The sequence below is a fragment of the Massilia niastensis DSM 21313 genome (assembly GCF_000382345.1).
Classification (GTDB): Bacteria; Pseudomonadota; Gammaproteobacteria; order Burkholderiales; family Burkholderiaceae_D; genus Telluria; species Telluria niastensis.
The window spans coordinates 201,454-226,723 of record NZ_KB908078.1; the positions used below are offsets into that span (position 1 = coordinate 201,454).

General features: G+C 67.0%; 25 protein-coding genes. 16 read left to right on the top strand and 9 right to left on the bottom strand.

The window, feature by feature from the left end; genetic code table 11:
• Positions 1-38: 38 nt before the first annotated feature.
• The gene (locus H162_RS0103245) at positions 39-1,490 is read right to left on the bottom strand and encodes a cryptochrome/photolyase family protein (RefSeq protein ID WP_026354169.1); all 1,452 of its coding nucleotides are present in this window, start codon (positions 1,488-1,490) and stop codon (positions 39-41) included.
• A 223-nt stretch (positions 1,491-1,713) separates the two neighbouring features.
• Here H162_RS0103245 and H162_RS0103250 point away from each other — a divergent pair, with 223 nt between their 5' ends.
• From H162_RS0103250 to H162_RS0103275, 6 genes are read left to right on the top strand one after another with little or no spacing between them, the layout of a single operon-like run.
• Positions 1,714-2,328 carry a YqgE/AlgH family protein gene (locus H162_RS0103250; protein ID WP_051109871.1) on the top strand — a complete coding sequence of 205 codons (615 nt, stop codon included), beginning with the start codon at positions 1,714-1,716 and terminating at the stop codon, positions 2,326-2,328.
• A 2-nt stretch (positions 2,329-2,330) separates the two neighbouring features.
• Positions 2,331-2,723 carry a Holliday junction resolvase RuvX gene (ruvX, locus tag H162_RS0103255; protein WP_020652015.1) on the top strand — a complete coding sequence of 131 codons (393 nt, stop codon included), beginning with the start codon at positions 2,331-2,333 and terminating at the stop codon, positions 2,721-2,723.
• Positions 2,710-3,228, top strand: a complete 519-nt coding sequence (gene pyrR / locus H162_RS0103260) for a bifunctional pyr operon transcriptional regulator/uracil phosphoribosyltransferase PyrR (RefSeq protein WP_026354172.1) — start codon at positions 2,710-2,712, stop codon at positions 3,226-3,228. Before ruvX ends, pyrR begins: the two co-directional genes overlap by 14 nt.
• Positions 3,221-4,186 (top strand): aspartate carbamoyltransferase catalytic subunit, encoded by a 966-nt coding sequence (locus tag H162_RS0103265; RefSeq protein ID WP_020652017.1) that lies wholly within the window; start codon positions 3,221-3,223, stop codon positions 4,184-4,186. Before pyrR ends, H162_RS0103265 begins: the two co-directional genes overlap by 8 nt.
• Positions 4,183-5,472, top strand: a complete 1,290-nt coding sequence (locus tag H162_RS0103270) for a dihydroorotase (protein WP_020652018.1) — start codon at positions 4,183-4,185, stop codon at positions 5,470-5,472. Before H162_RS0103265 ends, H162_RS0103270 begins: the two co-directional genes overlap by 4 nt.
• Positions 5,473-5,511: 39 nt before the next feature.
• Positions 5,512-6,249, top strand: coding sequence for a lysophospholipid acyltransferase family protein (locus tag H162_RS0103275; RefSeq protein ID WP_020652019.1), 738 nt, complete (start codon positions 5,512-5,514; stop codon positions 6,247-6,249).
• Positions 6,250-6,272: 23 nt separating this feature from the next.
• Here H162_RS0103275 and H162_RS0103280 read toward each other — a convergent pair whose 3' ends face one another.
• Entirely contained in the window at positions 6,273-7,118 is an 846-nt protein-coding gene (locus H162_RS0103280) for a symmetrical bis(5'-nucleosyl)-tetraphosphatase (RefSeq protein WP_020652020.1), read from the bottom strand.
• 102 nt (positions 7,119-7,220) lie between these two features.
• Here H162_RS0103280 and rfbB point away from each other — a divergent pair, with 102 nt between their 5' ends.
• The 10 genes from rfbB to H162_RS30005 all read left to right on the top strand — a co-directional run bounded on the left by rfbB (position 7,221) and on the right by H162_RS30005 (position 16,879).
• Positions 7,221-8,288: a dTDP-glucose 4,6-dehydratase gene (rfbB, locus tag H162_RS0103285; protein WP_020652021.1), complete on the top strand. Its 1,068-nt coding sequence runs from the start codon at positions 7,221-7,223 to the stop codon at positions 8,286-8,288.
• Positions 8,285-9,181: a glucose-1-phosphate thymidylyltransferase RfbA gene (gene rfbA, locus H162_RS0103290; protein WP_020652022.1), complete on the top strand. Its 897-nt coding sequence runs from the start codon at positions 8,285-8,287 to the stop codon at positions 9,179-9,181. Before rfbB ends, rfbA begins: the two co-directional genes overlap by 4 nt.
• Complete coding sequence (gene rfbC / locus H162_RS0103295; protein ID WP_020652023.1) at positions 9,178-9,723, top strand: dTDP-4-dehydrorhamnose 3,5-epimerase; 546 nt, start codon at positions 9,178-9,180, stop codon at positions 9,721-9,723. Before rfbA ends, rfbC begins: the two co-directional genes overlap by 4 nt.
• The gene (gene rfbD / locus H162_RS0103300) at positions 9,720-10,577 is read left to right on the top strand and encodes a dTDP-4-dehydrorhamnose reductase (RefSeq protein WP_020652024.1); all 858 of its coding nucleotides are present in this window, start codon (positions 9,720-9,722) and stop codon (positions 10,575-10,577) included. Before rfbC ends, rfbD begins: the two co-directional genes overlap by 4 nt.
• A gap of 312 nt (positions 10,578-10,889) precedes the next feature.
• Complete coding sequence (locus tag H162_RS0103305; RefSeq protein WP_020652025.1) at positions 10,890-11,990, top strand: MraY family glycosyltransferase; 1,101 nt, start codon at positions 10,890-10,892, stop codon at positions 11,988-11,990.
• Between the two features lie 110 nt (positions 11,991-12,100).
• The gene (locus H162_RS0103310; RefSeq protein WP_026354173.1) at positions 12,101-12,415 is read left to right on the top strand and encodes an H-NS histone family protein; all 315 of its coding nucleotides are present in this window, start codon (positions 12,101-12,103) and stop codon (positions 12,413-12,415) included.
• Between the two features lie 202 nt (positions 12,416-12,617).
• The gene (locus H162_RS0103315; protein WP_020652027.1) at positions 12,618-14,000 is read left to right on the top strand and encodes a phosphomannomutase/phosphoglucomutase; all 1,383 of its coding nucleotides are present in this window, start codon (positions 12,618-12,620) and stop codon (positions 13,998-14,000) included.
• Between the two features lie 11 nt (positions 14,001-14,011).
• The gene (waaC, locus tag H162_RS0103320) at positions 14,012-14,992 is read left to right on the top strand and encodes a lipopolysaccharide heptosyltransferase I (protein ID WP_020652028.1); all 981 of its coding nucleotides are present in this window, start codon (positions 14,012-14,014) and stop codon (positions 14,990-14,992) included.
• Complete coding sequence (gene waaA, locus H162_RS0103325) at positions 14,989-16,272, top strand: lipid IV(A) 3-deoxy-D-manno-octulosonic acid transferase (protein WP_026354174.1); 1,284 nt, start codon at positions 14,989-14,991, stop codon at positions 16,270-16,272. Before waaC ends, waaA begins: the two co-directional genes overlap by 4 nt.
• A 145-nt stretch (positions 16,273-16,417) precedes the next feature.
• Positions 16,418-16,879 carry a YcxB family protein gene (locus H162_RS30005; protein ID WP_229451906.1) on the top strand — a complete coding sequence of 154 codons (462 nt, stop codon included), beginning with the start codon at positions 16,418-16,420 and terminating at the stop codon, positions 16,877-16,879.
• Between the two features lie 48 nt (positions 16,880-16,927).
• Here H162_RS30005 and H162_RS0103335 read toward each other — a convergent pair whose 3' ends face one another.
• The 7 genes from H162_RS0103335 to H162_RS0103365 form a co-directional block, all read right to left on the bottom strand.
• A complete protein-coding gene (locus H162_RS0103335; RefSeq protein ID WP_020652031.1) occupies positions 16,928-17,830 on the bottom strand; it encodes a M48 family metallopeptidase in 903 nt (300 codons plus the stop codon).
• Positions 17,831-17,874: 44 nt separating this feature from the next.
• Positions 17,875-18,615 (bottom strand): lysophospholipid acyltransferase family protein, encoded by a 741-nt coding sequence (locus tag H162_RS0103340; protein ID WP_020652032.1) that lies wholly within the window; start codon positions 18,613-18,615, stop codon positions 17,875-17,877.
• Between the two features lie 22 nt (positions 18,616-18,637).
• The gene (gmhB, locus tag H162_RS0103345; protein ID WP_020652033.1) at positions 18,638-19,198 is read right to left on the bottom strand and encodes a D-glycero-beta-D-manno-heptose 1,7-bisphosphate 7-phosphatase; all 561 of its coding nucleotides are present in this window, start codon (positions 19,196-19,198) and stop codon (positions 18,638-18,640) included.
• A gap of 9 nt (positions 19,199-19,207) precedes the next feature.
• Positions 19,208-21,295 carry a glycine--tRNA ligase subunit beta gene (gene glyS, locus H162_RS0103350; RefSeq protein WP_020652034.1) on the bottom strand — a complete coding sequence of 696 codons (2,088 nt, stop codon included), beginning with the start codon at positions 21,293-21,295 and terminating at the stop codon, positions 19,208-19,210.
• A gap of 27 nt (positions 21,296-21,322) precedes the next feature.
• Positions 21,323-22,252, bottom strand: a complete 930-nt coding sequence (gene glyQ, locus H162_RS0103355; RefSeq protein WP_020652035.1) for a glycine--tRNA ligase subunit alpha — start codon at positions 22,250-22,252, stop codon at positions 21,323-21,325.
• A gap of 102 nt (positions 22,253-22,354) precedes the next feature.
• Positions 22,355-23,947 (bottom strand): apolipoprotein N-acyltransferase, encoded by a 1,593-nt coding sequence (gene lnt, locus H162_RS0103360; protein WP_020652036.1) that lies wholly within the window; start codon positions 23,945-23,947, stop codon positions 22,355-22,357.
• Complete coding sequence (locus tag H162_RS0103365) at positions 23,947-24,825, bottom strand: CorC family transporter (protein WP_020652037.1); 879 nt, start codon at positions 24,823-24,825, stop codon at positions 23,947-23,949. The genes lnt and H162_RS0103365 overlap by 1 nt, the downstream gene beginning before the upstream one ends.
• Between the last annotated feature and the right edge of the window lie 445 nt (positions 24,826-25,270).

The window sequence follows — 25,270 nt, forward strand, 5'->3', positions numbered from 1 at the left end:
GGAGGGGGGGGCGTTTTTTCCCGCGCACCACCGGCGCATCATTGCACTTTCTTCACGACCGCAAACCTCTCCAGCGTCCGCTTGCGCGCCGCATCGTGGTCCACCAGGGGCGCCGGATAATCCACGCCCAGCACCACGCCTTTCTCCGCCAGCAGTTCCGGCGGCACCAGCCACGGCGCATGGATCTCCTTCGCCCCCAGCCGCTCCAGCTGCGGCAGCTGGCTGCGGATGAACTCCCCGTGCGCATCGAAGCGCTGCGACTGCGTCACCGGATTGAAGATCCTGAACCACGGCTGCGCATCGCACCCGGTCGACGCCGCCCACTGCCAGCCGCCGTTGTTCGAGGCCAGCTCATAGTCGTTGAGTCTCAGGGCGAAATAGCGCTCGCCGCGCCGCCAGTCGATGCCCAGGTCCTTGACCAGGAAACTGGCCGTCACCATGCGCAGCCGGTTGTGCATGAAGCCGGTGCGGTTCAGCTGCGTCATGGCCGCGTCCACCAGCGGATAGCCGGTGCGCCCCTCGCACCAGGCGGCGAACAGCGCGTCCGCCTCCGGCCCGCTTTCCCATTCGATGGCGTCGAAGGCCGGCCTGAAGCAACGCGCCACCATGTGCGGATGGCGGTACAGGATCATCGCGTAGAAGTCGCGCCAGATCAGTTGCGACAGCCAGGTCGAGGCGCCCGTGCCGCCGGCGCCGGACAGCGCCAGCTGCTGCGCGGTACGCACCAGGTGGCGCACCGAGGTCGTGCCGAAGCGCAGGTGCGCCGACAGCCGCGAAGTGCCGTCCTCGGCCGGGAAGTCGCGCGCCCGGCCATAGTCGCGCATGGCGTCCACGAAGCGCTCGAACAGCGCTTCCGCGCCTTCCATCCCGGCCGGCAGCGGCGGCTCGCCATCCTCGAAGCCGATGTCCGCCAGCGCGGGCAGGGCGGGCGCGGAAGCGGGCGGCGGCGCGAACGCATGGGCGTAGGCATCGACCGGATAGGCCGCCAGGGTTTCCGGCCGCGCCGCCAGGCGCTTGAGCCAGGCGTTCTTGTAGGGTGTGAATACCGAGAACGGCTGGCCGGCCAGGGTCAGCACCTCGTCCTTCTCGAAGATCACCTGGTCCTTGTGAGATAGCAATAGCCGTCCCTGGGCGGACAGGCGCTCTTCCACCAGTGCGTCGCGTTCGATTGCGGCAGGTTCATAATCGGTACCGACGTGGACCGCCGCGACACCGAGCTCACTGGCCAGCGCCGGGATCACGTCGACCGCGCGTCCATGGCGCACGATCAGGTAGCCGCCCAGCCGGCGCAATTCCGCGTCCAGGCTGGCCAGGCTGGCATGGATGAAGCGCACTCTCCGGTCGTCGCGGGGGAGCGGGTCGAGGATGTCGGTGTCGTACACGAAGGCGCAGTCGACCCGGCTGGACGAGGCGAGCGCGTGCTGCAGGGCGGCGTGGTCGAAGGCGCGCAAATCACGCCGGAACCACACCAGGGAATTGCTTGTCGTCATCATTGTGTGCGAGGTCAAGGCGGGGCTTGATATTACTGTCTAGGATCGCCGTGGTGCGCGCGTGTCGGGACGCTTCCAGAAGCGTCCGGCCAAATCAGTGTAAACTAACGAAAAGCTTAATGTTGTTGTGTGGATACTTAAGCGGTCGTTCAACCAGAGTGAGCCCTGTGAGAGTACGCGTATGAAAAAAAGCAAAGTTGGCAAAACTCTACCAATGCCCGGCATGCCACCGGAGCACGACGATACGCTTTTGAAGACCGGCCCGGCGCCTTCCGGGCTGAATCTGGCGAATCATTTTCTAATCGCAATGCCGTCCATCCAGGATCCGATCTTCGGCGGCACCGTGGTGTATGTGTGCGAACACAATGAAAAAGGCGTGCTCGGCGTGGTCATCAACAAGCCGACCGACATGACGATGGAAGTGCTGTTCGACCGCATCGACCTGAAACTGGCCGAGGGCCTGCGCTCGACCGTCGTGGACGAGCCGATCATGTTCGGCGGCCCGGTCCAGGACGACCGCGGCTTCGTGCTGCATACGCCGAGCGGACGCTACTCGTCCTCGCTCAACGTCACCGACGAGGTGTCGTTCACCACCTCGATCGACGTGCTGGAAGCGGTCGCCAGCGGCGCCGGTCCGGCGCGCATGCTGGTGTCGATCGGCTACGCCGGCTGGAGTCCGGGCCAGCTCGAGGAAGAAATCCTGCGCAACGGCTGGCTGACGGTGGGCGCGGACGCCCACGTGCTGTTCGACCTGCCGATCGAGGAACGCTATACCGCCGCCATCAGACTGCTGGGTATCGACCCCTTCATGCTTGCGACCGAAGCCGGCCATGCGTGATAATGGTTGACATCGTTTTCGGGTTCGACTTCGGGGTCAAGCGGATCGGAATCGCCATGGGCAACACCCTGACGGGTCAGGCTCAGCCCCTGACCGTCATCCGGGCCATCGACAACGCCACGCGCTTCAAGGCCATTGGCGAGCTGATCGACCAATGGCGTCCGGCGCGCCTCGTCGTGGGCGAGCCGCGCCATCCCGACGGCGCCGAGCACGACATGACCCTGCGCAGCCGCCGCTTCGCCAACCAGCTCCATGGCCGCTTCAACCTGCCCGTCGAGCTGGTCGACGAGCGCTATTCGTCGGCCGTGCTCAGCGCCAGGCGCGGCGAAGTCATCGACGACAAGGCGGCTGCCATCATTTTGCAACAATACTTTGACGATCATGCCAACATCTAAACCCGATCTCGACGCGGAAGCCTTGTACCGAGAGCTGCTGGGCCAGGTCCGCGCCGGCCTGGACGGCGTGCGCGACGTCGCCATCGTCGGCATCCATTCCGGCGGCGCCTGGCTGGCCGAGCGCCTCGCGCGCGACCTCGACCTGACCGGCCGCCTGGGCACCATCGACGTCTCGTTCTACCGCGACGACTACGCCAGGAAGGGACTGCACCCCGACGTCAAGCCGACCCACATCCGCTTCAACGTCGACGGCGCCACGGTCCTGCTGGTCGACGACGTGCTCCAGACCGGACGCACGGTGCGCGCCGCGATCAACGTGCTGTTCGACTACGGTCGCCCGGCCAACATCAGGCTGGCGGCGCTGGCCGACCGCGGCGGGCGCGAACTGCCGGTGTCGGCCGATTTCGTCGGCACCCGCGCCTCCCTGGAGCCGCACCAGTCGCTCTGCCTGCAGCGCGACGCGGACGGCCACCTTTCGCTCACCATCGAAGAAGACAATGCTTAACCCGCAACTGAACAAAAACGGCGAGCTGCAGCACCTGCTCACCATCGAGGGACTGCCCAAGGCCATCATCAACCACATCCTCGACACCGCCTCGAGCTTCGTGGGCATTTCCGACCGCGAGGTGAAGAAGGTGCCTCTGATGCGCGGCAAGAGCGTCTTCAACCTGTTCTTCGAGAACTCGACGCGCACCCGCACCACCTTCGAGATCGCCTCCAAGCGCCTGTCGGCCGACGTGATCAACCTGAACATCCAGGCGTCGTCCGCCAGCAAGGGCGAGTCGCTGCTCGACACCATCGACAACCTGTCGGCCATGCACGCCGACATGTTCGTGGTGCGCCATGCGCAGTCGGGCGCGCCCTACCTGATCGCCAAGCACCTGAACGAGAGCGGCCAGTCGCACGTCCACGTGGTGAACGCCGGCGACGGCCGCCACGCGCACCCGACCCAGGGCCTGCTCGACATGTACACGATCCGCCACTACAAGAAGGACTTCACCAACCTGCGCGTGGCCATCGTGGGCGACATCCTGCACAGCCGCGTGGCGCGCTCGGACATCCATGCGCTGACCACCCTGGGCGTGCCCGAGGTGCGCGCGATCGGCCCGCATACCCTGCTGCCGGGCGGCCTGGAGCAGATGGGCGTGCGCGTGTTCACCAGCATGGACGAAGGCCTGAAGGACGTCGACGTCATCATCATGCTGCGCCTGCAGAACGAACGCATGAGCGGCGCGCTGCTGCCGTCGGCGCAGGAGTATTTCAAGAGCTATGGCCTGACCCCGGAGCGCCTGGCGCTGGCCAAGCCGGACGCGATCGTGATGCACCCGGGCCCGATGAACCGCGGCGTCGAGATCGACTCGGCGGTGGCGGACGGCGCCCAGGCGGTGATCCTGCCGCAGGTGACCTTCGGGATCGCGGTACGGATGGCGGTAATGAGCATTTTGGCAGGAACCCACGGATGAAACTACATATCAAGAACGGGCGCCTGGTCGACCCGGCGAACGGCATCGACGACACCAAGGATCTCTTCATCGCGGACGGCGTGATCGCCGCGATCGGCAGCGCCCCGGCGGGCTTCGCCGCCGACCAGACCATCGACGCCGGCGGCCTGGTGGTGGCCCCCGGCCTGGTCGACCTCTCGGTGCGCCTGCGCGAGCCGGGCTATGAATACAAGGCGACCCTGGAATCGGAAATGCAGGCGGCGATGCAGGGCGGCGTGACCACCCTGGTGTGCCCGCCGGACACCGACCCGGTGCTCGACGAACCGGGCCTGGTGGAGATGCTCAAGCACCGCGCGCGCATCCTGAACCAGGCCAACGTGCACCCGCTGGGCGCGCTGACCGTGGGCCTGAAGGGCCAGGCGCTGACCGAGATGGCCGAGCTGACCGAGTCCGGCTGCATCGGCTTCGCCCAGGCCGAGGAACCGATCCTCGACACCACCGTGCTGCTGCGCGCGCTGCAGTACGCGAAGACCTTCGGCTTCACCGTGTGGCTGCGTCCGCAGGACCCGCACATCGGCCGCGGCGGCGTGGCCCACAGCGGCCCGCTGGCTTCGCGCCTGGGCCTGTCGGGCGTGCCGGTCATGTCCGAGACCATCGCGCTGCACACGATCTTCGAACTGATGCGCGCCACCGGCGCGCGCGTGCACCTGTGCCGCATCTCGTCCGCCGCCGGCCTGGAGCTGATCAAGGCGGCCAAGAAGGAAGGCCTGCCGGTCACCTGCGATGTCGGCGTGCACCACCTGCACATGATCGACACCGACATCGGCTTCTTCGATTCCAACGCGCGCCTCACGCCGCCGCTGCGCGCCCAGCGCGACCGCGACGCGATCCGCGCCGGTTTGCTGGACGGCACCGTGGATGCGGTCTGCTCGGACCACACCCCGGTCGACGACGACGAGAAGCTGCTGCCGTTCGGCGAAGCCTCGCCGGGCGCCACCGGCCTGGAGCTGCTGCTGGCGCTGATGCTCAAGTGGGCGGAAGACCAGGGCGGGCCGGGCGCGGAGGGTGTGCTCCTGCGCGCGATCGGCAAGGTCACCGCCGACGCGGCGCGCGTCGCCGCGCTGCCGGCCGGCACCCTGACCCCGGGCGCGGCGGCCGACGTGGTGCTGTTCGACCCCGAGGTGCGCTGGACCGTGGACCGTTCGGCGCTGGCCAGCCAGGGCAAGCACACGCCTTTCCTGGGCTTCGAGCTGGCAGGGCAGGTCAAGGCCACGATCGTGCGCGGCCAGGTCGCCTTCCAGCGCTGAGCCGTGGGCGGCGCTTCCGCCCCGCGTGTGCCCACTGCCTTGAAGATCCGGCTTGCCTGGCGCCTTGCGCGTGTCGTCGTCCATCTGGCCGAGGGACTGGCGACCTGCGCGCTGGTGTTTCCGCTTGCTTCCATCGGCCTGCGCGAGCGCCTCACGCGCGCCTGGTCGCGCCGGCTGCTGGCCAGGTGCAGCGTCACGGTCGAGCAGGCGCCGGGCGCGCCGGTGCTCGAGCACGCGCTGATCGTCGCCAACCACGTGTCGTGGCTGGACATCTTCGTCATCAATGCGCTGCACCCGTGCCGCTTCGTGGCCAAGGCCGAGATTAGGGCCTGGCCGGTGCTGGGCTGGCTGGCGGCGAGCGCGGGCACCGTCTTCATCGCGCGCGGCAACCGGCGCGAGCTGCGCCACATCTTCAAGGGGCTGGTCGAGGTGCTGCACCAGGGACAGCGGGTGGCGTTCTTCCCCGAAGGGACCACCGCGCGCCAGGGCGAGGTGCTGCCGTTCCACGCCAACCTGTTCGAGGCCGCGATCGACGCGAAGGTGGCGGTGCAGCCGTATGCGCTGGCCTATCTCGATGCGGACGGTGCCCACCATCCGGCGATCGATTACGTGGACGAGACGACCTTCGTGGACAGCCTGTTCGCGGTGCTGCAGGGGGCGCCCGTGCGGGCGCGCCTGACCTGTCTGCCGCCATTGGAGACGCTGGGCGCGCACCGGCGCGAGCTGGCGCAGGCGGCGCAGGATGCGGTGGCGCTGGCGGTATCGGCCGGCCGGTAGGGCAGGCGGCACAGCCGCCCACGCTACTTCTTGCCGCTGTGCTCCCGGTATTCCGGACAATCCACCTGCAGCAGCCGGCGGTCATCCAGGCACACCGCCGTCAGCTTCCCGCCCCACACGCAGCCGCTGTCCAGTCCCACCAGGTTGGGCCTGAGGATCAGCCCCAGCGCCGACCAGTGGCCGAACACCACCGTCACATTCGCGGTCCTGCGCTGCGGCAGGTCGAACCACGGAATCAGCCCCGAGCCTTCCGGCCCGCTCTCGCTTTCCTTGTGCTTGAAGTCCATGCTGCCGTCCGGCTCGCACAGCCGCATGCGCGTGAGCGCGTTGACGATGCAGCGCAGGCGGTCGACCCCAGCCAGGCTGTCGTCCCAGTGATTCGGCTCGTTGCCGTACATCTGGCGCAGGAAGTCGATCCAGCCGTCGCCGCGCAGCACCGCCTCCACCTCGGCCGCCAGCGCCATGGTCTGCGCCACATCCCATTGCGCCGCCACGCCGGCATGCACCAGCAGGTGGGCGTCGACGAACATCGCCAGCGGCCGGCGCCGCAGCCAGTCGATCAGCTCGTCGCGGTCGGGCGCGGCCAGGATCCCGTCCAGGGTGTCGGTCCGGCTGGCGCTCTGGGCGCCCACCGCCACCGCGATCAGGTGCAGGTCGTGGTTGCCGAGCAGGGCCTCGACCTTGCCGCCGCTGGCCTCGGACAGCGCCTTCATGCGCCGCAGCGCGGTGAGCGAGTCGGGACCGCGGTTGATCAGGTCGCCGACAAACAGGATGCGCGCGTCACCTTTTGCATCTTCGATAATGTGGTCGAGCAGCAGCTGCGCCTCGTGTGCGCAGCCCTGCAGGTCGCCAATCGCGTAGGTTCTCATGTTCTTGTTCTGGACAGGCCGCGAAGCACTGTTGCCTTTCGGTGGGTGGGGTCGAGTTCACGTAAAATGCGCTCGTAAACACATTGCTTTGGCGGATACTAAATGATTTTGGTCACTGGCGGTGCCGGTTTTATCGGGGCAAACTTCATCCTGGACTGGCTGGCGCGGTCCGATGAGCCTGTCGTGAACCTCGACAAGCTCACCTATGCCGGCAACCCCGGGAACCTGGCCGGCCTGGAAGGCGACGCGCGCCACCTGTTCGTGCGCGGCGATATCGGCGACGGCGCGCTGGTCGCGGCCCTGCTGCGCCAGCACCGTCCGCGCGCGATCCTGCACTTCGCGGCCGAGAGCCACGTGGACCGCTCGATCCACGCGCCGGAACGGTTCATGGCCACCAACGTGCAGGGCACGTTCACGCTGCTGGAAGCGGCGCGCGCCCATGTGGCCACGCTCGGCGCGGGGGAGCGCGCCGCGTTCCGCTTCCTGCACGTCTCCACCGACGAAGTATACGGCAGCCTCGGCCCGCTCGACCCGCCGTTCACCGAGACCACGCCCTACGCCCCCAGCAGCCCCTACGCGGCCTCGAAGGCCGCCGCGGACCACCTGGTGCGCGCCTACCACCACACCTACGGCCTGCCGACCCTGACGACCAACTGTTCGAACAACTACGGGCCGTTCCAGTTCCCCGAAAAGCTGATTCCCCTGATGATCGCCAATGCGCTCGCCGGCAAGCCGCTGCCCGTGTATGGCGACGGCCGGCAGGTGCGCGACTGGCTGCATGTGGGCGACCATTGCAGCGCGCTGCGCCGGGTGCTGGAAGCGGGACGGCCGGGCCAGGCGTACAACCTGGGAGGAGGCGGCGAAATGAGCAACCTCGAGCTGGTCGGCGCCTTGTGCGACATCCTCGACCGGCTGGCGCCGGGGGAGCGCAGCCGGCGCGCCCAGATCGCCTTCGTGGCGGACCGTCCGGGCCACGACCGGCGCTATGCGATCGACTCCGGCAAGGCCAGGCGCGAACTGGGCTGGCAGCCGGTCCATGCGTTCGCCGCCGGCCTGGAAGACACGGCAGGCTGGTACCTGGCGCATCGGGACCGGGTGGCGCGCGTCGGCAGCGGCGCCCATCTGGAATGGGGCGAGCGGCACGACGCACAGCGGGGGGCAGCGGCATGACGGCACAAACCAGGCGGCGCGGCATCATCCTGGCCGGCGGTTCCGGCACCCGGCTGTATCCGATGACGGTGGCGGTGTCCAAGCAGCTGCTGCCGGTGTACGACAAGCCGATGATCTACTATCCGCTCACCACCCTGATGCTGGCCGGGATCCGCGACATCCTGATCATCACCACGCCGCAGGACCAGCCGCTGTTCGCGCAGCTGCTGGGCGACGGCAGCCGGTGGGGGCTGAACCTGCAGTACGCGGCGCAGCCTTCGCCCGACGGACTGGCACAGGCCTACCTGATCGGGCGCGACTTCGTGAACGGCGAGCCCTCGGCGCTGATCCTGGGCGACAACCTGTACTACGGCCACGGGCTGCAGCAGCGCCTGGCGGCGGCCGCCGCCCACGCGGAGGGCGCCACCGTGTTCGCCTACCACGTGCTCCATCCGGAGCGCTACGGCGTGGTCGAATTCGATGCCGCCGCACGCGCCCTGTCGATCGAGGAAAAGCCGGCCCGGCCGAAGTCGAACTACGCCGTCACCGGCCTGTATTTCTACGATGGCGAGGCCAGCGAGATCGCGCGCTCGATCCGCCCCTCGGCGCGCGGCGAGCTGGAAATCACCGACGTCAACCTGGCCTACCTGGCGGCGGGACGGCTGCGGGTCGAGGTGATGGAGCGCGGCTTCGCCTGGCTCGATACCGGGACCTGCGATTCGCTGCTCGACGCGTCCCAGTTCATCGCCACCATCGAGCATCGCCAGGGCCTGAAGATCGGCGTGCCCGAAGAAGTCGCGTACCGGCTCGGCTACATCGATGCCGCGGCGCTGGAAAACCTGGCGGCGCCGCTGCAGGGCACCGACTACGGCCGCTACCTGCGGCGCGTGCTGCGTGACAGGGTGCCGGGATGACCTGCACGGCCACCGCGATCGAGGGCGTGCTGCTGATCGAGCCGCGGGTCCTGGAGGATGAGCGCGGGTTCTTCCTCGAGAGCTACAACGTGCGCAGCTTCCTGGATGCCACCGGCCTGGCGCCCGTGTTCGTGCAGGACAACCATTCCGGATCGCGGCGCAATGTCCTGCGCGGCCTGCATTACCAGGTGCAGGTGCCGCAGGGCAAGCTGGTGCGGGTGATCGCGGGCGCGGTGTATGACGTGGTGGTCGACCTGCGCGCCGCGTCCCCGAGCTTCGGGCGCTGGATCGGCGCCGAGCTGTCGGCCGCGAACCGGCGCCAGCTGTGGGTGCCGCCCGGCTGCGCGCACGGCTTCCTGGCCCTGAGCGAGTACGCCGAGTGCCTGTACAAGACCACCGAGTACTGGTCGCCCGTCCATGAGCGCACGCTGCTGTGGAACGATCCGGCGCTCGGGATCGCCTGGCCGCTGGCGGGGGAGCCGATCCTGTCGGCCAGGGACCGCGCCGGTACACCCTTGCACGCGGCCGAGGTGTTTCCGTGAAAATCCTGCTGACCGGCGTGAACGGGCAGGTCGGCTACGAATTGCTGCGTTGCCTGCAGGGGCTGGGCGAGATCGTCGCCTGCGACCGCGCCCGGCTCGACCTGGCCAACCTCGACCAGGTGCGCGACGCGGTGCGCGCCGTGCGTCCCGCGCTGATCGTCAACGCGGCCGCCTACACGGCCGTCGACCGCGCCGAGAGCGAGCCGGAGCTGGCGCTGCGCATCAATGCCCAGGCGCCCGGGGTGATGGCGCTGCAGGCGCGCGACATCGGCGCCACGCTGGTCCATTTCTCCACCGATTACGTGTTCGATGGCGCCAAGGACGGCCCCTACGTCGAAGGCGACCGCCCCAGGCCGCTCAACGTCTATGGCGAAACCAAGATGCTGGGCGAGCAGGCCATCGTGTCTTCCGGCATTCCCCACCTGATCCTGCGCACCGGCTGGGTCTACGGCATGCGCGGCCACAACTTCCTGCGCACCATGCTGCGCCTGGCGGCCGAGCGCGACGAAGTGCGGGTGGTGGCCGACCAGGTCGGCGCCCCGACCTGGTGCCGCACGGTCGCCCAGACCACCGCCCACATCCTGGCCCAGGCCCAGGTCGGCGGCCCGGCCTGGTGGCGCAAGCACCGCGGCCTGTACCACCTGAGCGCCCAGGGCGAGACCAGCTGGGCCGGTTTTGCCGAGGCGATCATGCAGGAAAGCGGCAGCCCCTGCCGCGTCGTGCCGATCGGCACCGCCGACTATCCGGCGCAAGCCCGCCGCCCTGTCAATTCACGCCTGGATTCATCCCGCCTGATGCAGCGCTTCTGCCAGTTGCCCGACTGGCGCGAGGCGCTGGCGCTGTGCATGCGCTAAGGATATCCATCCAGTCTGTCGCGAGCGTGCCGGTGACGGACAACCGTCATGGGTATTACCCGACCATTCCGGTACAATGGACGGCATTACAAGATTGATAAGAGTGCCGTGGCCGTCCATTCCCCGTAAGGCAACTCGAAAAACCGTAGCGAGCGGCAGCAATGTTGGCCGGGAAGCGCAGCTGTACGAGAGTACGGCGAGCATCGCAGGCATCGGCGGGCGCGCCGGCATTGCAAACGCGCAGCAGGTTTTTCGAGGTGCCTGTAACGGAAGCGGGGTTAATTCCACGTAGTGCACCGAAAGAAAACATTAATGGTCTCATTTTTCGTGAGTTTCCTGTCCTGCGCGATACTGACGCTGCTGGTGATTAAGTTCGCCAAAAAGCACGATGCCGCGCTGGACAGCGATTACGACGCCGTCCAGAAAGTGCATTCGCATGAAGTGGCGCGGATCGGCGGGGTGCCGATCTTTCTCGCCGTGGCATTCAGTTCAATTGTTTCCGCGCTGCGCGAACCGGCAATGGCGACATGGCTGATGGCGCTGATCGCTTGCAGCGCCATTGCGCTGGCCGGTGGAATTGCCGAGGACTATACCGGAAAGGTGGCGCCCTCGCGCCGGCTATTGCTGACGATGTTCGCCGCGCTGCTCGCCTGCCTGCTGCTCGATGCGCGCCTGGAACGTGTCGATTTCCCCTGGGGCGTGCTGGTGCTGCAGGCGGCCTGGATCGTATTGCCGCTGACGGTGGTGGCGGTGGCGGGAATTGCCAATGCCTTCAATATCATCGACGGATTCAATGGCCTGGCCAGCGTGGTCGGCATCTGCATGCTGCTGTCGCTGGCTTATGTCGCGCTCCAGGTGGGCGATATGTTCATCCTGGTCATGGCGATGATCGTGGCCGGCGCCACCGCCGGTTTCCTGATCTGGAATTATCCGGTCGGGCTGATTTTCCTGGGCGATGGCGGCGCCTATCTGATCGGATTCCTGCTGGGAGAACTGACCCTGCTGCTGGTGATGCGCAATCCCGGCGTCTCCACCTGGTATGCCGCATTACTGCTGATTTACCCGGCCTTCGAAACGATATTCTCGGCTTACCGCAGAATGTTCGTACGCGGTAAGTCGCCCGCCATGCCGGATGGGATACACCTGCACAGCCTGATTTTCCGGCGCGTGGTGCAATGGACGGTCGGACCGCGCGAAGCACGGGCTCTGATGAAACGCAATGCGCGCACCTCGCCTTATTTATGGCTGTTTTCATTGATGGCGGTGATACCGGCCACCGTGTTCTGGAAGAATACGGGCGTGCTGATGCTCTTCTGTTTGTTGTTTATCATCAGTTACCTGTGGTTGTATGTGCGTATCGTTCGATTCAAGTCCCCGCGCTGGCTTTTTTTTAAAAGAAGAGGACGGAAATAATTAATTAATGTTAGTATAATGCGACATTTGGTGAGAATTCATGCGATGAAAAATCGATAATGATTTTTTGGCCAGACCTGTTTCCAATCTTGACGAACGAGGGAATGATGATGGATCTGTCGAATTTATCCGTAGGCGATTTGCGCAACCTGCAGGAGCAAATCAAGCAGGAGATGAAAAAGCGTGAAGTGCAGGAAGTCCAAAAGGCACGCGAGCAGATCCTGGCGATTGCACAAAGCGTTGGCGTTCCCCTGAAAGACCTGATCGCCACGCCTGCGCGCGGCTCCGGCAAAGGCACCACGGTCGCCGTGCGTTACCGCCATCCGGACAACGCATCGCAGCAATGGACCGGCCGCGGCCGCCAGCCGAAATGGGTCAAGGAATGGGTCGAAGGCGGCAAGTCGCTCGACAAACTGCGCGTCTGATCGCGATCCAGGCCTGGCCTGGTTGATTTTCTCCCGGCCATGCGCCGGGAATACAGGCGGCTCTTCCCGGGACAGTTTCCACGGGGGAGCCGCTTTGCCGTTACAATGGCAGCCATTTTGTCATTACTCCCATTCCTGGCGGTGACGGCGCCCAGGCAGCCGGTCGTGCACGCGCTCCGCCTCCAGCTCTCCAAGGAAGAAAATGGTTGCTCTCTCTAAAACGATCTTCAAGGCCTATGACATCCGCGGCGTCATCGGCAAGACCCTCGACACCGGCATCGCGCGCCATATCGGCCGTGCGTTCGGCGCCGCCGCCCTGGCCAAGGGAGAGCGCAAGGTAGTGATCGGCCGCGACGGCCGCCTGTCCGGACCGGAACTGACCGCGGCCCTCAGCGACGGCCTGCGCGACGCCGGCGTCGACGTGATCGATCTCGGCATGGTCGCCACCCCGATGGTGTACTTCGCCACCAACGTGCTCGACACGCGCTCGGGCATCATGGTCACCGGCAGCCACAATCCGCCGGACTACAACGGCTTCAAGATGGTGCTGGCGGGCGAAGCGATCCACGGCGAGGCCATCACCGCCCTGCATGACAGCATCGCCGCCCATGACGGCAAGGTCGCCGACCAGCGCGGCGCCTACGGCACCCACGACATCCGCGCCGCCTACATCGAACGCATCGTCGGCGACGTCAAGATCGCGCGCCCGATCAAGATCGCGGTCGACTGCGGCAACGGCGTGGCCGGCGCCTTCGCGCCGGAGCTGTTCCGCGGCATGGGCTGCGAAGTCATCGAACTGTTCTGCGAGGTGGACGGCCACTTCCCGAACCACCACCCGGACCCGGCGCACCCGGAAAACCTGGAAGACCTGATCCGCTGCCTGCAGGAGACCGACGCCGAGATCGGCCTGGCCTTCGACGGCGACGGCGACCGCCTCGGCATCGTCACCAAGGATGGCCAGATCATCTTCCCGGACCGCCAGATGATGCTGTTCGCAGCCGACGTCCTGTCGCGCAACCCGGGCGCCGAGATCCTGTACGACGTCAAGTGCACCCGCCACCTCGGCCCGTGGATCGAGCAGCACGGCGGCAAGGCCCTGATGTGGAAGACCGGCCACTCGCTGGTCAAGGCCAAGCTGAAGGAAACCGGCGCCCCGCTGGGCGGCGAGATGAGCGGCCATATCTTCTTCAAGGACCGCTGGTACGGCTTCGACGACGGCCTGTATTCGGGCGCGCGCATGCTCGAACTGCTGACCCGCGAACAGGATCCCTCGAGCCTGCTGAACGGCCTGCCGATCGCCTCCAGCACCCCCGAGCTGCACCTGCACCTGCACGAAGGCGAGAACTTCGCGCTGATCGACAAGCTGCGCACCGGCGCGAGCTTCCCGGGTTCCGACCGCATCGTCGACATCGACGGCCTGCGCGTCGAATACCCGGATGGCTTCGGCCTGGCCCGTTCCTCGAACACGACCCCGGTCGTGGTGCTGCGCTTCGAGGCCGAGACGCCGCAGGCGCTCGAACGCATCCAGGGCGAGTTCCGCCGCGTGATCCTGGCCGCCAAGCCGGACGCCGAGCTCCCGTTCTGAGAGGACGGCGCTTGAAGATCCTGCTGGTACGGGTCTCGTCGCTGGGCGACGTGCTGCACAACCTGCCGATGGTGGCCGATATCCTGCGCCGCCATCCGGGCGCGACGATCGACTGGGTGGTGGAAGAGGGCTATGTCAGCCTGGTTCGCCTCAACCCGCACGTACGCAGGATCATCCCCTGGGCGCTGCGGCGCTGGCGCAAGGGACTGAACAAGGCCGAGACCCGCGCCGAGATCCGCAACTTCTTCCGCACCCTGCGCGAGGAAGAGTACGACTACGTGTTCGACACCCAGGGCCTGCTCAAGACCGGCGTGATCATGGGCGCGGCGCGGGTGCGCAAGGGCGGCAGGAAGGTCGGCCTGGCCAACGGCAGCGAAGGTTCGGGCTACGAAGGCATCTCGCGCGTCTTCCACACCGACAGCATTCCGCTCGACCCGCGCACCCATGCGGTGGCGCGCGGCCGGCTGGTCGCGGGCGCGGCCCTCGGCTATGCCGTCGACACCGCGCCGGATTTCGGCCTGCCGGCGCCGCAGGCCGCCGCGCGCCCGTCCTTCCTGCCTCCTGAAGACTATGCCGTGTTCTTCCACGGCACCGCGCGCGACGCCAAGAAATGGGCGCGCGCGAACTGGATCGAGACCGGGCGCTTCCTGAGCCCGATGCCGGTGCTGCTGCCCTGGGGTTCGCCGCAGGAGCTGGCGGAGGCCGAGTCGCTGGCCGCGGCGCTGCCGAATGCGCGCGTGCTGCCGAAGCTGTCGATGATGGACGCGGTCGCGCTGGCCCAGCACGCGGCGCTGGCGATCGGCGTCGACACCGGCCTGACCCACATCGCGGCGGCCTTCGTGCGCCCGACGGTCGAGATCTATTGCGACTCGCCGAAATGGAAGACCGAGGGCAACTGGTCCGAACGGATCGTCAACCTGGGCGACCTCGGCGCGCCGCCTTCCGCACCCGAGGTGATCGCGGCCGCGCGCCGCCTGCTGGGCAGGGCATGAAACGTCCGGTGTATTCGGCCCTGTGGTGGCTGGCCATGCCGGCCGTGCTGGGCCGGCTGTGGTGGCGCGGGCGCGCCGAGCCGGGCTACCGCGAGCACTGGGGCGAGCGCCTGGGACTCGCCGGCGCGGCGCCGGACGCCCACCGCGAGCGCCTGACGATCATGGTGCATGCGGTGTCGGTCGGCGAGACCCGCGCCGCCGAGCCCCTCATCGAGGCCCTGCTGGCCGGGTATCCCGGCTGCCGCATCCTGCTGACCCACATGACCCCGACCGGCCGCGCGACCGGCCGCGCCCTGTTCGCGCATCATGGCGAGCGCGTGCTGCAATCCTACCTGCCCTACGATACCGGGACGATGGTGAAGCGCTTCCTGCGCCGCCATGCGCCGCGCGCCTGCATCCTGATGGAAACCGAGGTCTGGCCCAACCTGATCGCCGAATGCGCGCAGGCCGGGGTGCCGGTGGTGCTGGCCAATGCGCGCCTGTCCGAGCGCTCGCTGCGGCGCGGGCGCAGGATGGGCCCCCTGATGGCGGAGGCCGCGCAGGGCATCGCCCTGGTCGCGGCCCAGACCGAGGCCGACGCCGCGCGCATCCGTTCGCTGGGCGCGCCGCGTGTCGCCGTGACGGGCTCGATCAAGTTCGACGTGGTGCCGCCCGAGGCGGCGCTGGAGAAGGGCGCCTGGCTGCGCGCCCGGCTTGGCGCGCGGCCGGTATTCCTGTGCGCCAGCACGCGCGAAGGCGAGGAGGAGCCGATCCTGGACGCCTGGATGCGCCAGGCCGGCAAGCCGGCGGGCGCGCTGCTGGCGATCGTGCCGCGCCATCCGCAGCGCTTCGAGGAGGTCGCGAAGCTGGTCGAGTCGCGCGGCCTGGCGCTGCGGCGCCGCTCGCAGCTCGAACAGGGCGTGGGCGTGGACGAGGCCGAGGTGCTGCTGGGCGACTCGATGGGCGAGATGTTCGCCTATTACGCGGCCTGCGACTGCGCCTTCATCGGCGGCAGCCTGATGCCGCTGGGCGGCCAGAACCTGATCGAAGCCTGCGCGCTGGGCAAGCCGGTGCTGGTGGGCGAGCACACCTTCAACTTCCTGGACGCGACCGCGGAAGCGGTGGCGGATGGGGCCGCGCTGCGGGTGGCGGACGCCGACGCCCTGCTGGCCGAGGCCATGCGCCTGCTCGGCGACGCCGCGGCGCGCGCGGCGATGGGGGAACGGGCGCTGGCCTTCGCTGGACGGCACCGGGGAGCGACCCTGCGCACTGTTGAACTCTTGCGACAGATTATCGGGTAGGTTTTGTTACCATTCCGAACTGAGCTCGGACCAAAACAAAAGGGGATGCGCCATGTTGTCGTTTAAACACCCGAGACCGGCCAGCAACGGAAAGCCCGCCACTGTGTTGGTTCGCCAACACGCGGACGAGGTGATGGACACACCCGTGAATGCTGGGCCACCGGAGAAGATCTCGATTCCGCCGCTGGTGGCGGGGTTGTTCCCGCCAGACGAGTTGCACTTCTTTGTCCGCTATTCGCTGCCCGAGTACGTCAGCTTCATGTGGCAGCACGGCGGCTTCCTGATCCGCCGCCGGCGTATCCGCTGGCCGGCCAACCTGTTCCTGCGCATCAAGAGCACCGTGAGCGCGGCGCTGAACTTCCTGCTGATGGGGCGCGGCCGGCGCACCTATGAATTCACCATCGACGAGCACGGCATCGTGCGCACCAGCGGGGGCGTGACCCTGATCGACTGGGAAGACGTGAGCGCGGTGCGCACGTATTCGCGGGGGTTCATGATGATCCTCAAGCGCGGGACCTTGCCGATTCCGTATCGCTGCCTGTCGGCGGGACAGGTGACCGCGATGCAGAATCTGGCGGCGGCGCGGCATGAATTGAGCATGCGCTGACGGCGGTCCCACCCTCGCCAGGAAGCGGATCGGGCAGCCGATCCGCCATCACTCCTCGAACAACACCGGCATCTCATGCGACTGCCTGCGCAGCGCCAGCCTTGCCCCGTCATAATCCGGATACACCTCGCCCACGGCCGCCCAGAACGCCGGGCTGTGGTTCATCTCGCGCAGGTGCGCCAGTTCGTGCGCCACCACGTAGTCCACCAGCGGCAGCGGATAGTGGATCAGGCGCCAGTTCAGGCGGATATTCCCCTGCACCGTGCACGAGCCCCAGCGCGACCCCGCCGACGACAGCATGAACGCGCTGTAGTTCACCCCAAGACGGGGTGCGTAATGGTCCAGGCGCTCGGCGAACAGGCGCTTGGCCTCGGCCTGGAACCACAGCTTGATGCGCTCCTTCAGCTGCCATTCCGACAGCCCCGGCACCACGCCGATCCACAGCTCGCGCTCGGCCGGGTCGTACTGGCAGTGGCTGCGCGCGGCTTCTTCCAGGCGCAAGGTGATCTCGCCGCCCAGGTAGGGCAGGCGCGCGCCTTCCTTCCATTCGATCGGCTGGCGCTGCTGGCGCTGGACGCGCCGCTCGCCGCGTTCGGCCAGCTTGGTCAAGATCCAGCGCTGCTTGGCGCGGATCGCGTTGTCGATGTCGACCTGCGTCACGCGGCGCGGCGCCGTCACGCGCAGGCCGTCGTCGTCGATCATGAAGCCGATCGAGCGGCGCGACGAATGGCGCAGCGCGTAGTCCACCGTATGGTGGCCCAGCACGATGCGCTTGAGGGGAGGGTCGTTCGGGCCGACGGGCGGCGAGGGAAGAATGAGGCGAGGCGGCGCCGGAGGCGCCTTGAACAGAGGCTGTGCGGGCGGCGTCGGCCTGTCGGAAGGCTTCAGCGCCGCAAAGAATTCCTGTGCAAACAGTTCAAGCTGGTCGCCGTCGATCTTGGAAGCGGTCATGGTCTGCTGCGGTTTCGAGTTCCTGATCTGGGCGCTGACATCGCTTAGCCACCTCTGTAGACGTGGGGCGAAATGACGCGCATTTCGGATTCTATCCAATTTTCGACCTCTTGCATCAGGCTGTCGGGAGTATGGTTTTCCGGCGAAATCGGCTTGCCGATCGAGACCGTGATCAGGCCCGGGCGCTTGATGAACGAGTTCTTCGGCCAGCATTCGCCCGAGTTCAGCGCGATCGGCACGACCACCGTCTGGGTTTCCACAGCGAGGCGCGTGCCGCCGCTCTTGTACTTTCCCTTCTGGCCGACCGGAATGCGCGTCCCTTCAGGGAACATGATAATCCATTGGCCGTCCGCGAGTCGACGACGGCCGTGTTTTACCACCTGGGCGAACGCGTTCTTGCCCTGCTTGCGGTCGATCGGGATCATGCGCAGCAGCGCCATGCCCCAGCCGAAGAAGGGGATGTACAGGATTTCCTTCTTGAAGACGTACACCAGGGGACGCGTCAGGTTCGGCAGCAGGAAGATCGTCTCCCATGCCGACTGGTGCTTCGACAGGACGATGGCGGGGCTGTCGGGCAGGTTCTCGTAGCCCTTGAACTGGTAGCGGATGCCGCAAATGACCTTGGCGCACCAGATGACGAAGATGTTCCAGCGCGAGGTGATCCAGAAGCGCTTGTTGTACGGCAGCGGCGCGGCGAGGAAGCAGACGCAGGCCCACACCACGGTGGCCACGATCATGAGGATCTTGAAAAGCAGGGAACGCAGGAACAGACTGAAATTGTACAAAGGGTCTCCGGGAGCGGTCGTTCTAGGTGGTCTGGCCGGTGGAGGCGCCCGTCTTGAGCAGGGCGCTTACCATCGCCGCAAGGTCGGGGAATACCTGGGTGCCGGGAGGCAGGCCCCCGGTCGCATTGGTCTTCTCGCCCTTCCCGGTCAGGACCAGGTAGGGCACGCAGCCGCAGATGAAGCCGGCCTGCAGGTCGCGCAGCGAGTCGCCCACGGTGGGCGCGCCTTTCAGGCTGATCTTGAAGCGCTTCGAGATTTCCTCGAACATGCCGGCCTTCGGCTTGCGGCAGTCGCAGTTGTCGATCGCCGCGTGCGGGCAGAAGAAGATGGCGTCGATGTCCGCGCCCACCAGCTGGGCGGCTGCGTGCATCTTCTGGTGGATCGCGTTCAGGGTCGTGATGTCGAACAGTTCGCGCGCGATGCCCGACTGGTTCGTGGCGATCACGACCCGGTAGCCCGCCTGGTTCAGGCGGGCGATCGCTTCCAGCGAGCCGGGGATCGGGACCCACTCCTGCGGCGACTTGATGAAGTCGGGCGAGTCGTGGTTGATGACCCCGTCCCGGTCGAGGATGATGAGCTTCATGCCTGGTCCTTACGCCGCCAGCTTCGAGATGTCGGCCACGCGGTTCATCATCCCGTGCAGCGAGGACAGCAGCGCCAGGCGGTTGTTGCGCAGCGCCAGGTCGTCGGCCATCACCATCACGTCGTTGAAGAAGGCGTCGACGTCGTCGCGCAGCTGGGCCAGGGTCTTGAGCGTGCCGGTGAAGTCGCCGCGCGCGAAGGCCGCGTCGACTTCCGGGCGCACGCGCGCGATCGCGGCGGCCAGGTTCTTCTCGGCGGCTTCCTGCAACAGGCCTTCCTGGACCTCGCCGATGGCGGCCTCGGTCTTCTTCAGGATGTTGGTGATGCGCTTGTTGGCGGCGGCCAGCGAGGCCGCCTCGGGCAGTGCGGCGAAGGCCTGCACCGCTTCCAGGCGCTGCACCACGTCGTCCACGCGGTCCGGGTTCTGCGCCAGCACGGCTTCGACTTCGTTCGGCGAGAAGCCGCGCTCGCGCAGCATGCCGCGCAGGCGGTCGAGCATGAAGGCGGTGATTTCCGCGCGCGGATCCTTGAACGCGGCCTGGCCTTCGAACACGGCGCAGGCATCGGCCAGCAGTGCGGACAGCGACAGCGGCAGGCGCTTCTCGACCAGCATGCGCATCACGCCGAGGGCGTGGCGGCGCAGCGCGAACGGATCCTTCTCGCCGGTCGGCTGCAGGCCGATGGCCCAGATGCCGACCAGGGTTTCGAGCTTGTCGGCCAGCGCGACCGACAGGCCGGTATTCGTCGAGGGCAGGGCGTCGCCGGCGAAGCGCGGCTGGTAGTGCTCGGAGGCGGCGCGCGCGACTTCGTCGTGCTCGCCGTCGTGGCGCGCGTAGTACGTGCCCATGATGCCCTGCAGCTCGGGGAACTCGCCCACCATGTCGGTCAGCAGGTCGGCCTTGGCCAGGCGCGCGCCGCGTTCGACCAGCGCCACGTCGAAGCCGAGGCGGCGCGCGATGCCGGCGGCCAGCTCGGTGACGCGCTCGGTGCGCTCGGCCTGGGTGCCCAGCTTGTTGTGGTAGACCACGTTCTTCAGGTGCAGCAGGCGCGATTCCAGGGTCTTCTTCTTGTCCTGCTCGAAGAAGAACTTGGCGTCGGACAGGCGCGGGCGCACCACGCGCTCGTTGCCGCCGACGATGGCGCTGGCGTCATCGGTGGCCAGGTTCGAGACGATCAGGAAGCGCGAGCGCAGGCGGCCAGCGGCATCGGTCAGCGCGAAGTACTTCTGGTTGGTCTGCATGGTCAGGATCAGGCATTCCTGCGGCACGGCCAGGAATTCCTCCTCGAACCGGCATTCGTAGACCACCGGCCATTCGACCAGGGCGGCCACTTCGTCGAGCAGCGATTCCGGCATCAGGACCTGGTCGGCGCCGGCCTTCTCGAGCAGCTGGCGGCGGATGCTGTCCTTGCGCGCTTCCGCGCTGGCCAGCACCTTGCCTTCGCCTTCGAGCACGCGCGCATAGTCGTCGGCGTGGCGGATCGCGATGGCCTGGTTGTGCGACAGGAAGCGGTGGCCCATGGTGTGGCGGCCGGCGTCCAGGCCGAGCAGGGTCAGGGGCAGCACCTGTTCGCCGTGCAGGGCGAGCAGCAGGTGCACCGGGCGCACGAACTGCACCGTATCGCCGTCCGGGCGCTGGTAGCTCATGAGCTTGGGGATCGGCAGCCTGGCGACGGTGTCCGCCAGCACGTCCTGCAGGGCGCCCGCCAGCGCGCTGCCGGCGGCGGTGTAGGTGTAGAAGAAGCTTTCGGCCTTGCCGTCCTGGGCGCGCTCGAGGTCGGCGATGGACAGGTCGGGGAAGCCCAGCGCGGCCAGCTTCTTGGCCAGCGGGGCGCTCGGCTTGCCTTCCTTGTCCAGGGCGACGCTCACCGGCAGGACTTTTTCACGGATCGACTTGTCGGGCGAGGTGGCGCGCACCTGCGTGATGGCGACCGCCAGGCGGCGCGGGGTGGCGTAGGAGGTGACGACGCTGCCGGCTTCCAGGAAGTCGCGCGCCTTCAGGCCGTTGGCGATGCCGGTGGCGAAGGCCGCGCCCAGCTTGACGAGCGCCTTTGGTGGCAGTTCTTCGGTCTGCAGTTCGACGAGGAGAGTCTGGTTCATGGTGTGTTCTTGTCTGTTCCTGGGGGCTTAGGCCGCTGCCTTGTCGGCGCCTGGCAGCATGGGGAAGCCGAGCTTCTCGCGCGAGTCGTAGTAGGCCTGGGCGACCAGGCGCGACAGGGTGCGCACGCGGCCGATGTAGGCGGCGCGCTCGGTCACCGAGATCGCGCCGCGCGCGTCCAGCAGGTTGAAGCTGTGCGAGGCCTTCATGATCTGCTCGTAGGCCGGCAGGGTCAGTGCCAGCTCGATCAGGCGCTTGGCTTCGGACTCGTGGTTGGCGAAAGCCTGGAACAGCAGGTCGGTGTTCGAATGCTCGAAGTTGTAGGTCGACTGCTCGACTTCGTTCTGGTGGAAGACGTCGCCGTAGCTGAGCGACTTCCTGACCGGAGCGCCGGCCGCACCGTTTTCTTCCCACTCGGTCCACACCAGGTCGTAGACGTTTTCCACGCCCTGCAGGTACATCGCGAGGCGCTCGATGCCGTAGGTGATCTCGCCCAGCACCGGCTTGCAGTCGAGGCCGCCGACCTGCTGGAAGTAGGTGAACTGGGTGACTTCCATGCCGTTGAGCCAGACTTCCCAGCCCAGGCCCCAGGCGCCCAGGGTCGGGCTTTCCCAGTCGTCCTCGACGAAGCGCACGTCGTTCTTCTTCAGGTCGAGGCCGAGCGCCTCGAGCGAGCCGAGGTAGAGGTCGAGGATGTTTTCAGGCGCTGGCTTGAGCACCACCTGGTACTGGTAGTAGTGCTGCAGGCGGTTCGGGTTCTCGCCGTAGCGGCCATCCTTCGGGCGGCGCGAAGGCTGCACATAGGCGGCGCGCCACGGCTCGGGGCCGATCGCGCGCAGGAAGGTGCCGGTGTGGAAAGTGCCCGCGCCGACTTCCATGTCGTAAGGCTGGAGCAATGCGCAGCCCTGCTTGTCCCAGTAGGTCTGCAGGGTCAGGATGATTTGTTGGAATGTGAGCATCTCGGATGGGCGACGCGCGCACGGGGCCGCGATCACGGTAAGTTTGCCAAATGGCCAATTCTAGCGACTTTCCGCTCCCACTGGGGAGCGGAATTGAGTCATCTATTCGGCTTTGGCGTTTTTGTTGCGGTATCGACGTCCCGCCAGCCAGGCGGCGGCGAGGACGACAGCGGAAAGCGCCAGGAACAGCGTGTTCCCGAAGCGGATGTAGGGCGTCATGCCGGCGGTGCCGCGCACGGTCGCCGTGAGCGCGCCGTCGGCGTAGTACGGCAGCACCTGGGTGATGTTGCCGCGGTGGTCGATGAGGGCGGTGGCGCCGTCGTTCGTCGAGCGCAGCATCGGCCGGCCGGTTTCGAGCGTGCGCATGCGCGAGATCTGCAGGTGCTGCGGGATCGCGACCGACTGCCCGTACCAGGACAGGTTGGACACGTTCAGCAGCATGGTCGCCGGGCGCGGCGCATTGCGCAGCTGGTAGGCGATCTCCTCGCCGAACACGTCCTCGTAGCAGATATTGGGCAGCACCAGCTGGTCCTTGACGGGGAAGGGCGCCTGCAGGGCGGCGCCGCGCGTGGCGTCGTTCAGCGGGATGTTCATCATGTCGGTGAACCAGCGGAAGCCCGGCGGGATGAATTCGCCGAACGGCACCAGGTGGGCCTTGTCGTAGCGGTAGGGCTGCGCCGGCTGCTGCGGCGCCAGCGTGATCACGCTGTTCGCATACTTGCCGGGACCGTCGAGCAGCGGCATCCCGATGGCCAGGGTGGTGCCGCTGGCGCTGGCGAAGCGCTGCAGGTCCGCCAGGTAGCCCTCGGGCAGCTGCTGCGGGAAGACCGGGATCGCGGTTTCCGGCGTCGCGACCAGGTCGGCCGGCGCCGCCGTGATCATCGCGCGGTAGCGCTCCAGGATACCGTTCAGGAAGGCCAGGTCGAACTTGCGGTCCTGCGGAATATTCCCCTGCAGCAGACGCACGGTGATCGGCTGCCCCGTTTCATGGGTCCACTCGACGCCGCGCAGTCCCGCGCCGGCGGCGAGCACCGCGGCCAAGAGGCCGATGGCGGGCCAGCGCATGCGCTGGGTCAGCATGACGATGCAGGAGGCGCACAGGGCGACCAGGACGCCGATGCCGTACACGCCGACCAGCGGCGCATAGCCGGCCAGCGGCGCGACGTCGTGCGCGTAGCCCGAGGCGGCCCAGGGAAAGCCGGTGAAGACCCAGCCGCGCATCCATTCGGACAGGCCCCAGGTCACCGGCAGCACCAGCAGCAGGAAGGCGCTCACCGGCAGCGACCAGCGCCGCCGCAGCCAGGCGGCCGCGCCGGTGGCGAAGGCGCCGAACAGGCCCATGTACAGGCCGAGCAGGATCACGCCCACCGTGGCCAGGAGCACCGGCAGGTGCGCGAAGCGGGTCATGAAGATGTACAGCCAGTGCATCCCCGCCACCGACCAGCCGAAGCCGAAGGCCCAGCCGAGCAGGGTGGCGCGGCGCGTCGAGCCGCCCATGCCGACCTGGTAGAACAGCCAGGCCAGCGCGAGGAACTGCACCGGCCACCAGCCGGTCGGCTGGAACGACAGCAGGGAGCTCAGGCCGGCCAGGACGGCCGTGGCCAGCGCGACGGGAGACGGGCGGGTGCCGCGATCGGCGGTGCCGCGCGCAGTCGAATCCTGCGCCGTCACGGGCTTGGAACGGCGGCGCAGCATCAATCGCGGTCGTCGTCGGCCAGCGGCAGTTTTTCGACCAGCAGGACGTGGACCTGGCGGGCGTCGGCGCGCAGCACCTCGAAACGCAGGTTGCGCAGGTCGAACACTTCGCCCTTGTGCGGCATGCGGCCCAGGTGGCTCGCGGCCAGGCCGCCGATGGTGTCGACGTCGTCCTCGGGCAGGTCGGCGCCGATCTCTTCGTTGAACTGCTCGATCTCGGTCAGCGCCTTGACGCGCCAGCGCGGGCCCAGCTGGCCCTCCCGGATCGACAGGATGTTGTCCTCTTCCTCGTCGAAGTCGTACTCGTCCTCGATGTCGCCGACGATCTGCTCGAGCACGTCCTCGATCGTGATCAGGCCGGCCACGCCGGAGTATTCGTCGACCACGATCGCCATGTGGTTGTGGTTGGCGCGGAAGTCGCGCAGCAGCACGTTCAGGCGCTTCGATTCGGGGATGAAGATGGCCGGACGCAGCATGTCGCGCACGTCGAACGACTCTTCGGCGTAGTAGCGCAGCAGGTCCTTGGCCAGCAGGATGCCGACCACCTTGTCGCGTTCTCCCTCGATGGCGGGGAAGCGCGAGTGGGCCGTCTCGAGCACGGTCGGCAGCCAGTCCTCGATCGGCTTGGTGATGTCGACCACGTCCATCTGGGAGCGCGGCACCATGATGTCGCGCACCGACAGGTCGGAGACCTGGAACACGCCTTCGATCATCGAGAGCGCGTCGGCGTCGATCAGGTTGCGTTCATGGGCTTCGTGCAGGACTTCGAGCAGTTCGGCACGATTTTCGGGCTCGGGGGAAATCAGCGCGGTCAGCCGTTCGAACAGCGACCGGTGGGGTTTGGCGTCCGATCGGACGTCACTGGGATACTCGGGCATAATTGGCGTGAAGCCGTTGTTGCGATGGGCATAGGATACACCAAAAGGGCGGATGCCTGATTTTGTGTAGGGTGGGCGGGCTCTCCCGCCCACGCGTCCAGCGAGCGCGAGCATGCACGAATTGCATGGTGTGGTTGAACGCGTGGGCGGAGAATCCGCCCACCCTTGTATCTTGATCATATTGGTGGTTAGCTACCGCCAATCGAGGTGAAGACCAGCTTGAGCCCACCCTGAAGGCCCGACCTTGTAACGTAGATCAAGCCCTTCACCTCATTCTCACACCATATCCAACACTGGACGGTAGCCAAGGGCAATGACCCTGCATGCACAAGGAGAGTGAGTGTGATGATCGAGAATACAAGGAGAATTCATGTTTTACCTGGGTGTAGACGTTGCCAAAGCCAAGCTTGATTGCATGCTGCTCGATGGATCGAATGGCAAACTG

Excerpts from the sequence above, each read along its gene's own strand:
- H162_RS0103245 (WP_026354169.1), bottom strand. The coding sequence starts at position 1,490 with ATGACGACAAGCAATTCCCTGGTGTGGTTCCGGCGTGATTTGCGCGCC.
- H162_RS0103250 (WP_051109871.1), top strand. The coding sequence starts at position 1,714 with ATGCCACCGGAGCACGACGATACGCTTTTGAAGACCGGCCCGGCGCCT.
- lnt (WP_020652036.1), bottom strand. The coding sequence starts at position 23,947 with ATGCTGCGCCGCCGTTCCAAGCCCGTGACGGCGCAGGATTCGACTGCG.
- glyS (WP_020652034.1), bottom strand. The coding sequence starts at position 21,295 with ATGAACCAGACTCTCCTCGTCGAACTGCAGACCGAAGAACTGCCACCA.
- H162_RS0103270 (WP_020652018.1), top strand. The coding sequence starts at position 4,183 with ATGAAACTACATATCAAGAACGGGCGCCTGGTCGACCCGGCGAACGGC.
- H162_RS0103305 (WP_020652025.1), top strand. The coding sequence starts at position 10,890 with ATGGTCTCATTTTTCGTGAGTTTCCTGTCCTGCGCGATACTGACGCTG.
- rfbC (WP_020652023.1), top strand. The coding sequence starts at position 9,178 with ATGACCTGCACGGCCACCGCGATCGAGGGCGTGCTGCTGATCGAGCCG.
- rfbA (WP_020652022.1), top strand. The coding sequence starts at position 8,285 with ATGACGGCACAAACCAGGCGGCGCGGCATCATCCTGGCCGGCGGTTCC.
- ruvX (WP_020652015.1), top strand. The coding sequence starts at position 2,331 with ATGGTTGACATCGTTTTCGGGTTCGACTTCGGGGTCAAGCGGATCGGA.
- H162_RS0103265 (WP_020652017.1), top strand. The coding sequence starts at position 3,221 with ATGCTTAACCCGCAACTGAACAAAAACGGCGAGCTGCAGCACCTGCTC.
- H162_RS0103315 (WP_020652027.1), top strand. The coding sequence starts at position 12,618 with ATGGTTGCTCTCTCTAAAACGATCTTCAAGGCCTATGACATCCGCGGC.
- pyrR (WP_026354172.1), top strand. The coding sequence starts at position 2,710 with ATGCCAACATCTAAACCCGATCTCGACGCGGAAGCCTTGTACCGAGAG.
- waaA (WP_026354174.1), top strand. The coding sequence starts at position 14,989 with ATGAAACGTCCGGTGTATTCGGCCCTGTGGTGGCTGGCCATGCCGGCC.
- gmhB (WP_020652033.1), bottom strand. The coding sequence starts at position 19,198 with ATGAAGCTCATCATCCTCGACCGGGACGGGGTCATCAACCACGACTCG.
- H162_RS0103310 (WP_026354173.1), top strand. The coding sequence starts at position 12,101 with ATGGATCTGTCGAATTTATCCGTAGGCGATTTGCGCAACCTGCAGGAG.
- H162_RS0103280 (WP_020652020.1), bottom strand. The coding sequence starts at position 7,118 with ATGAGAACCTACGCGATTGGCGACCTGCAGGGCTGCGCACACGAGGCG.
- H162_RS0103365 (WP_020652037.1), bottom strand. The coding sequence starts at position 24,825 with ATGCCCGAGTATCCCAGTGACGTCCGATCGGACGCCAAACCCCACCGG.
- glyQ (WP_020652035.1), bottom strand. The coding sequence starts at position 22,252 with ATGCTCACATTCCAACAAATCATCCTGACCCTGCAGACCTACTGGGAC.
- H162_RS0103335 (WP_020652031.1), bottom strand. The coding sequence starts at position 17,830 with ATGACCGCTTCCAAGATCGACGGCGACCAGCTTGAACTGTTTGCACAG.
- rfbB (WP_020652021.1), top strand. The coding sequence starts at position 7,221 with ATGATTTTGGTCACTGGCGGTGCCGGTTTTATCGGGGCAAACTTCATC.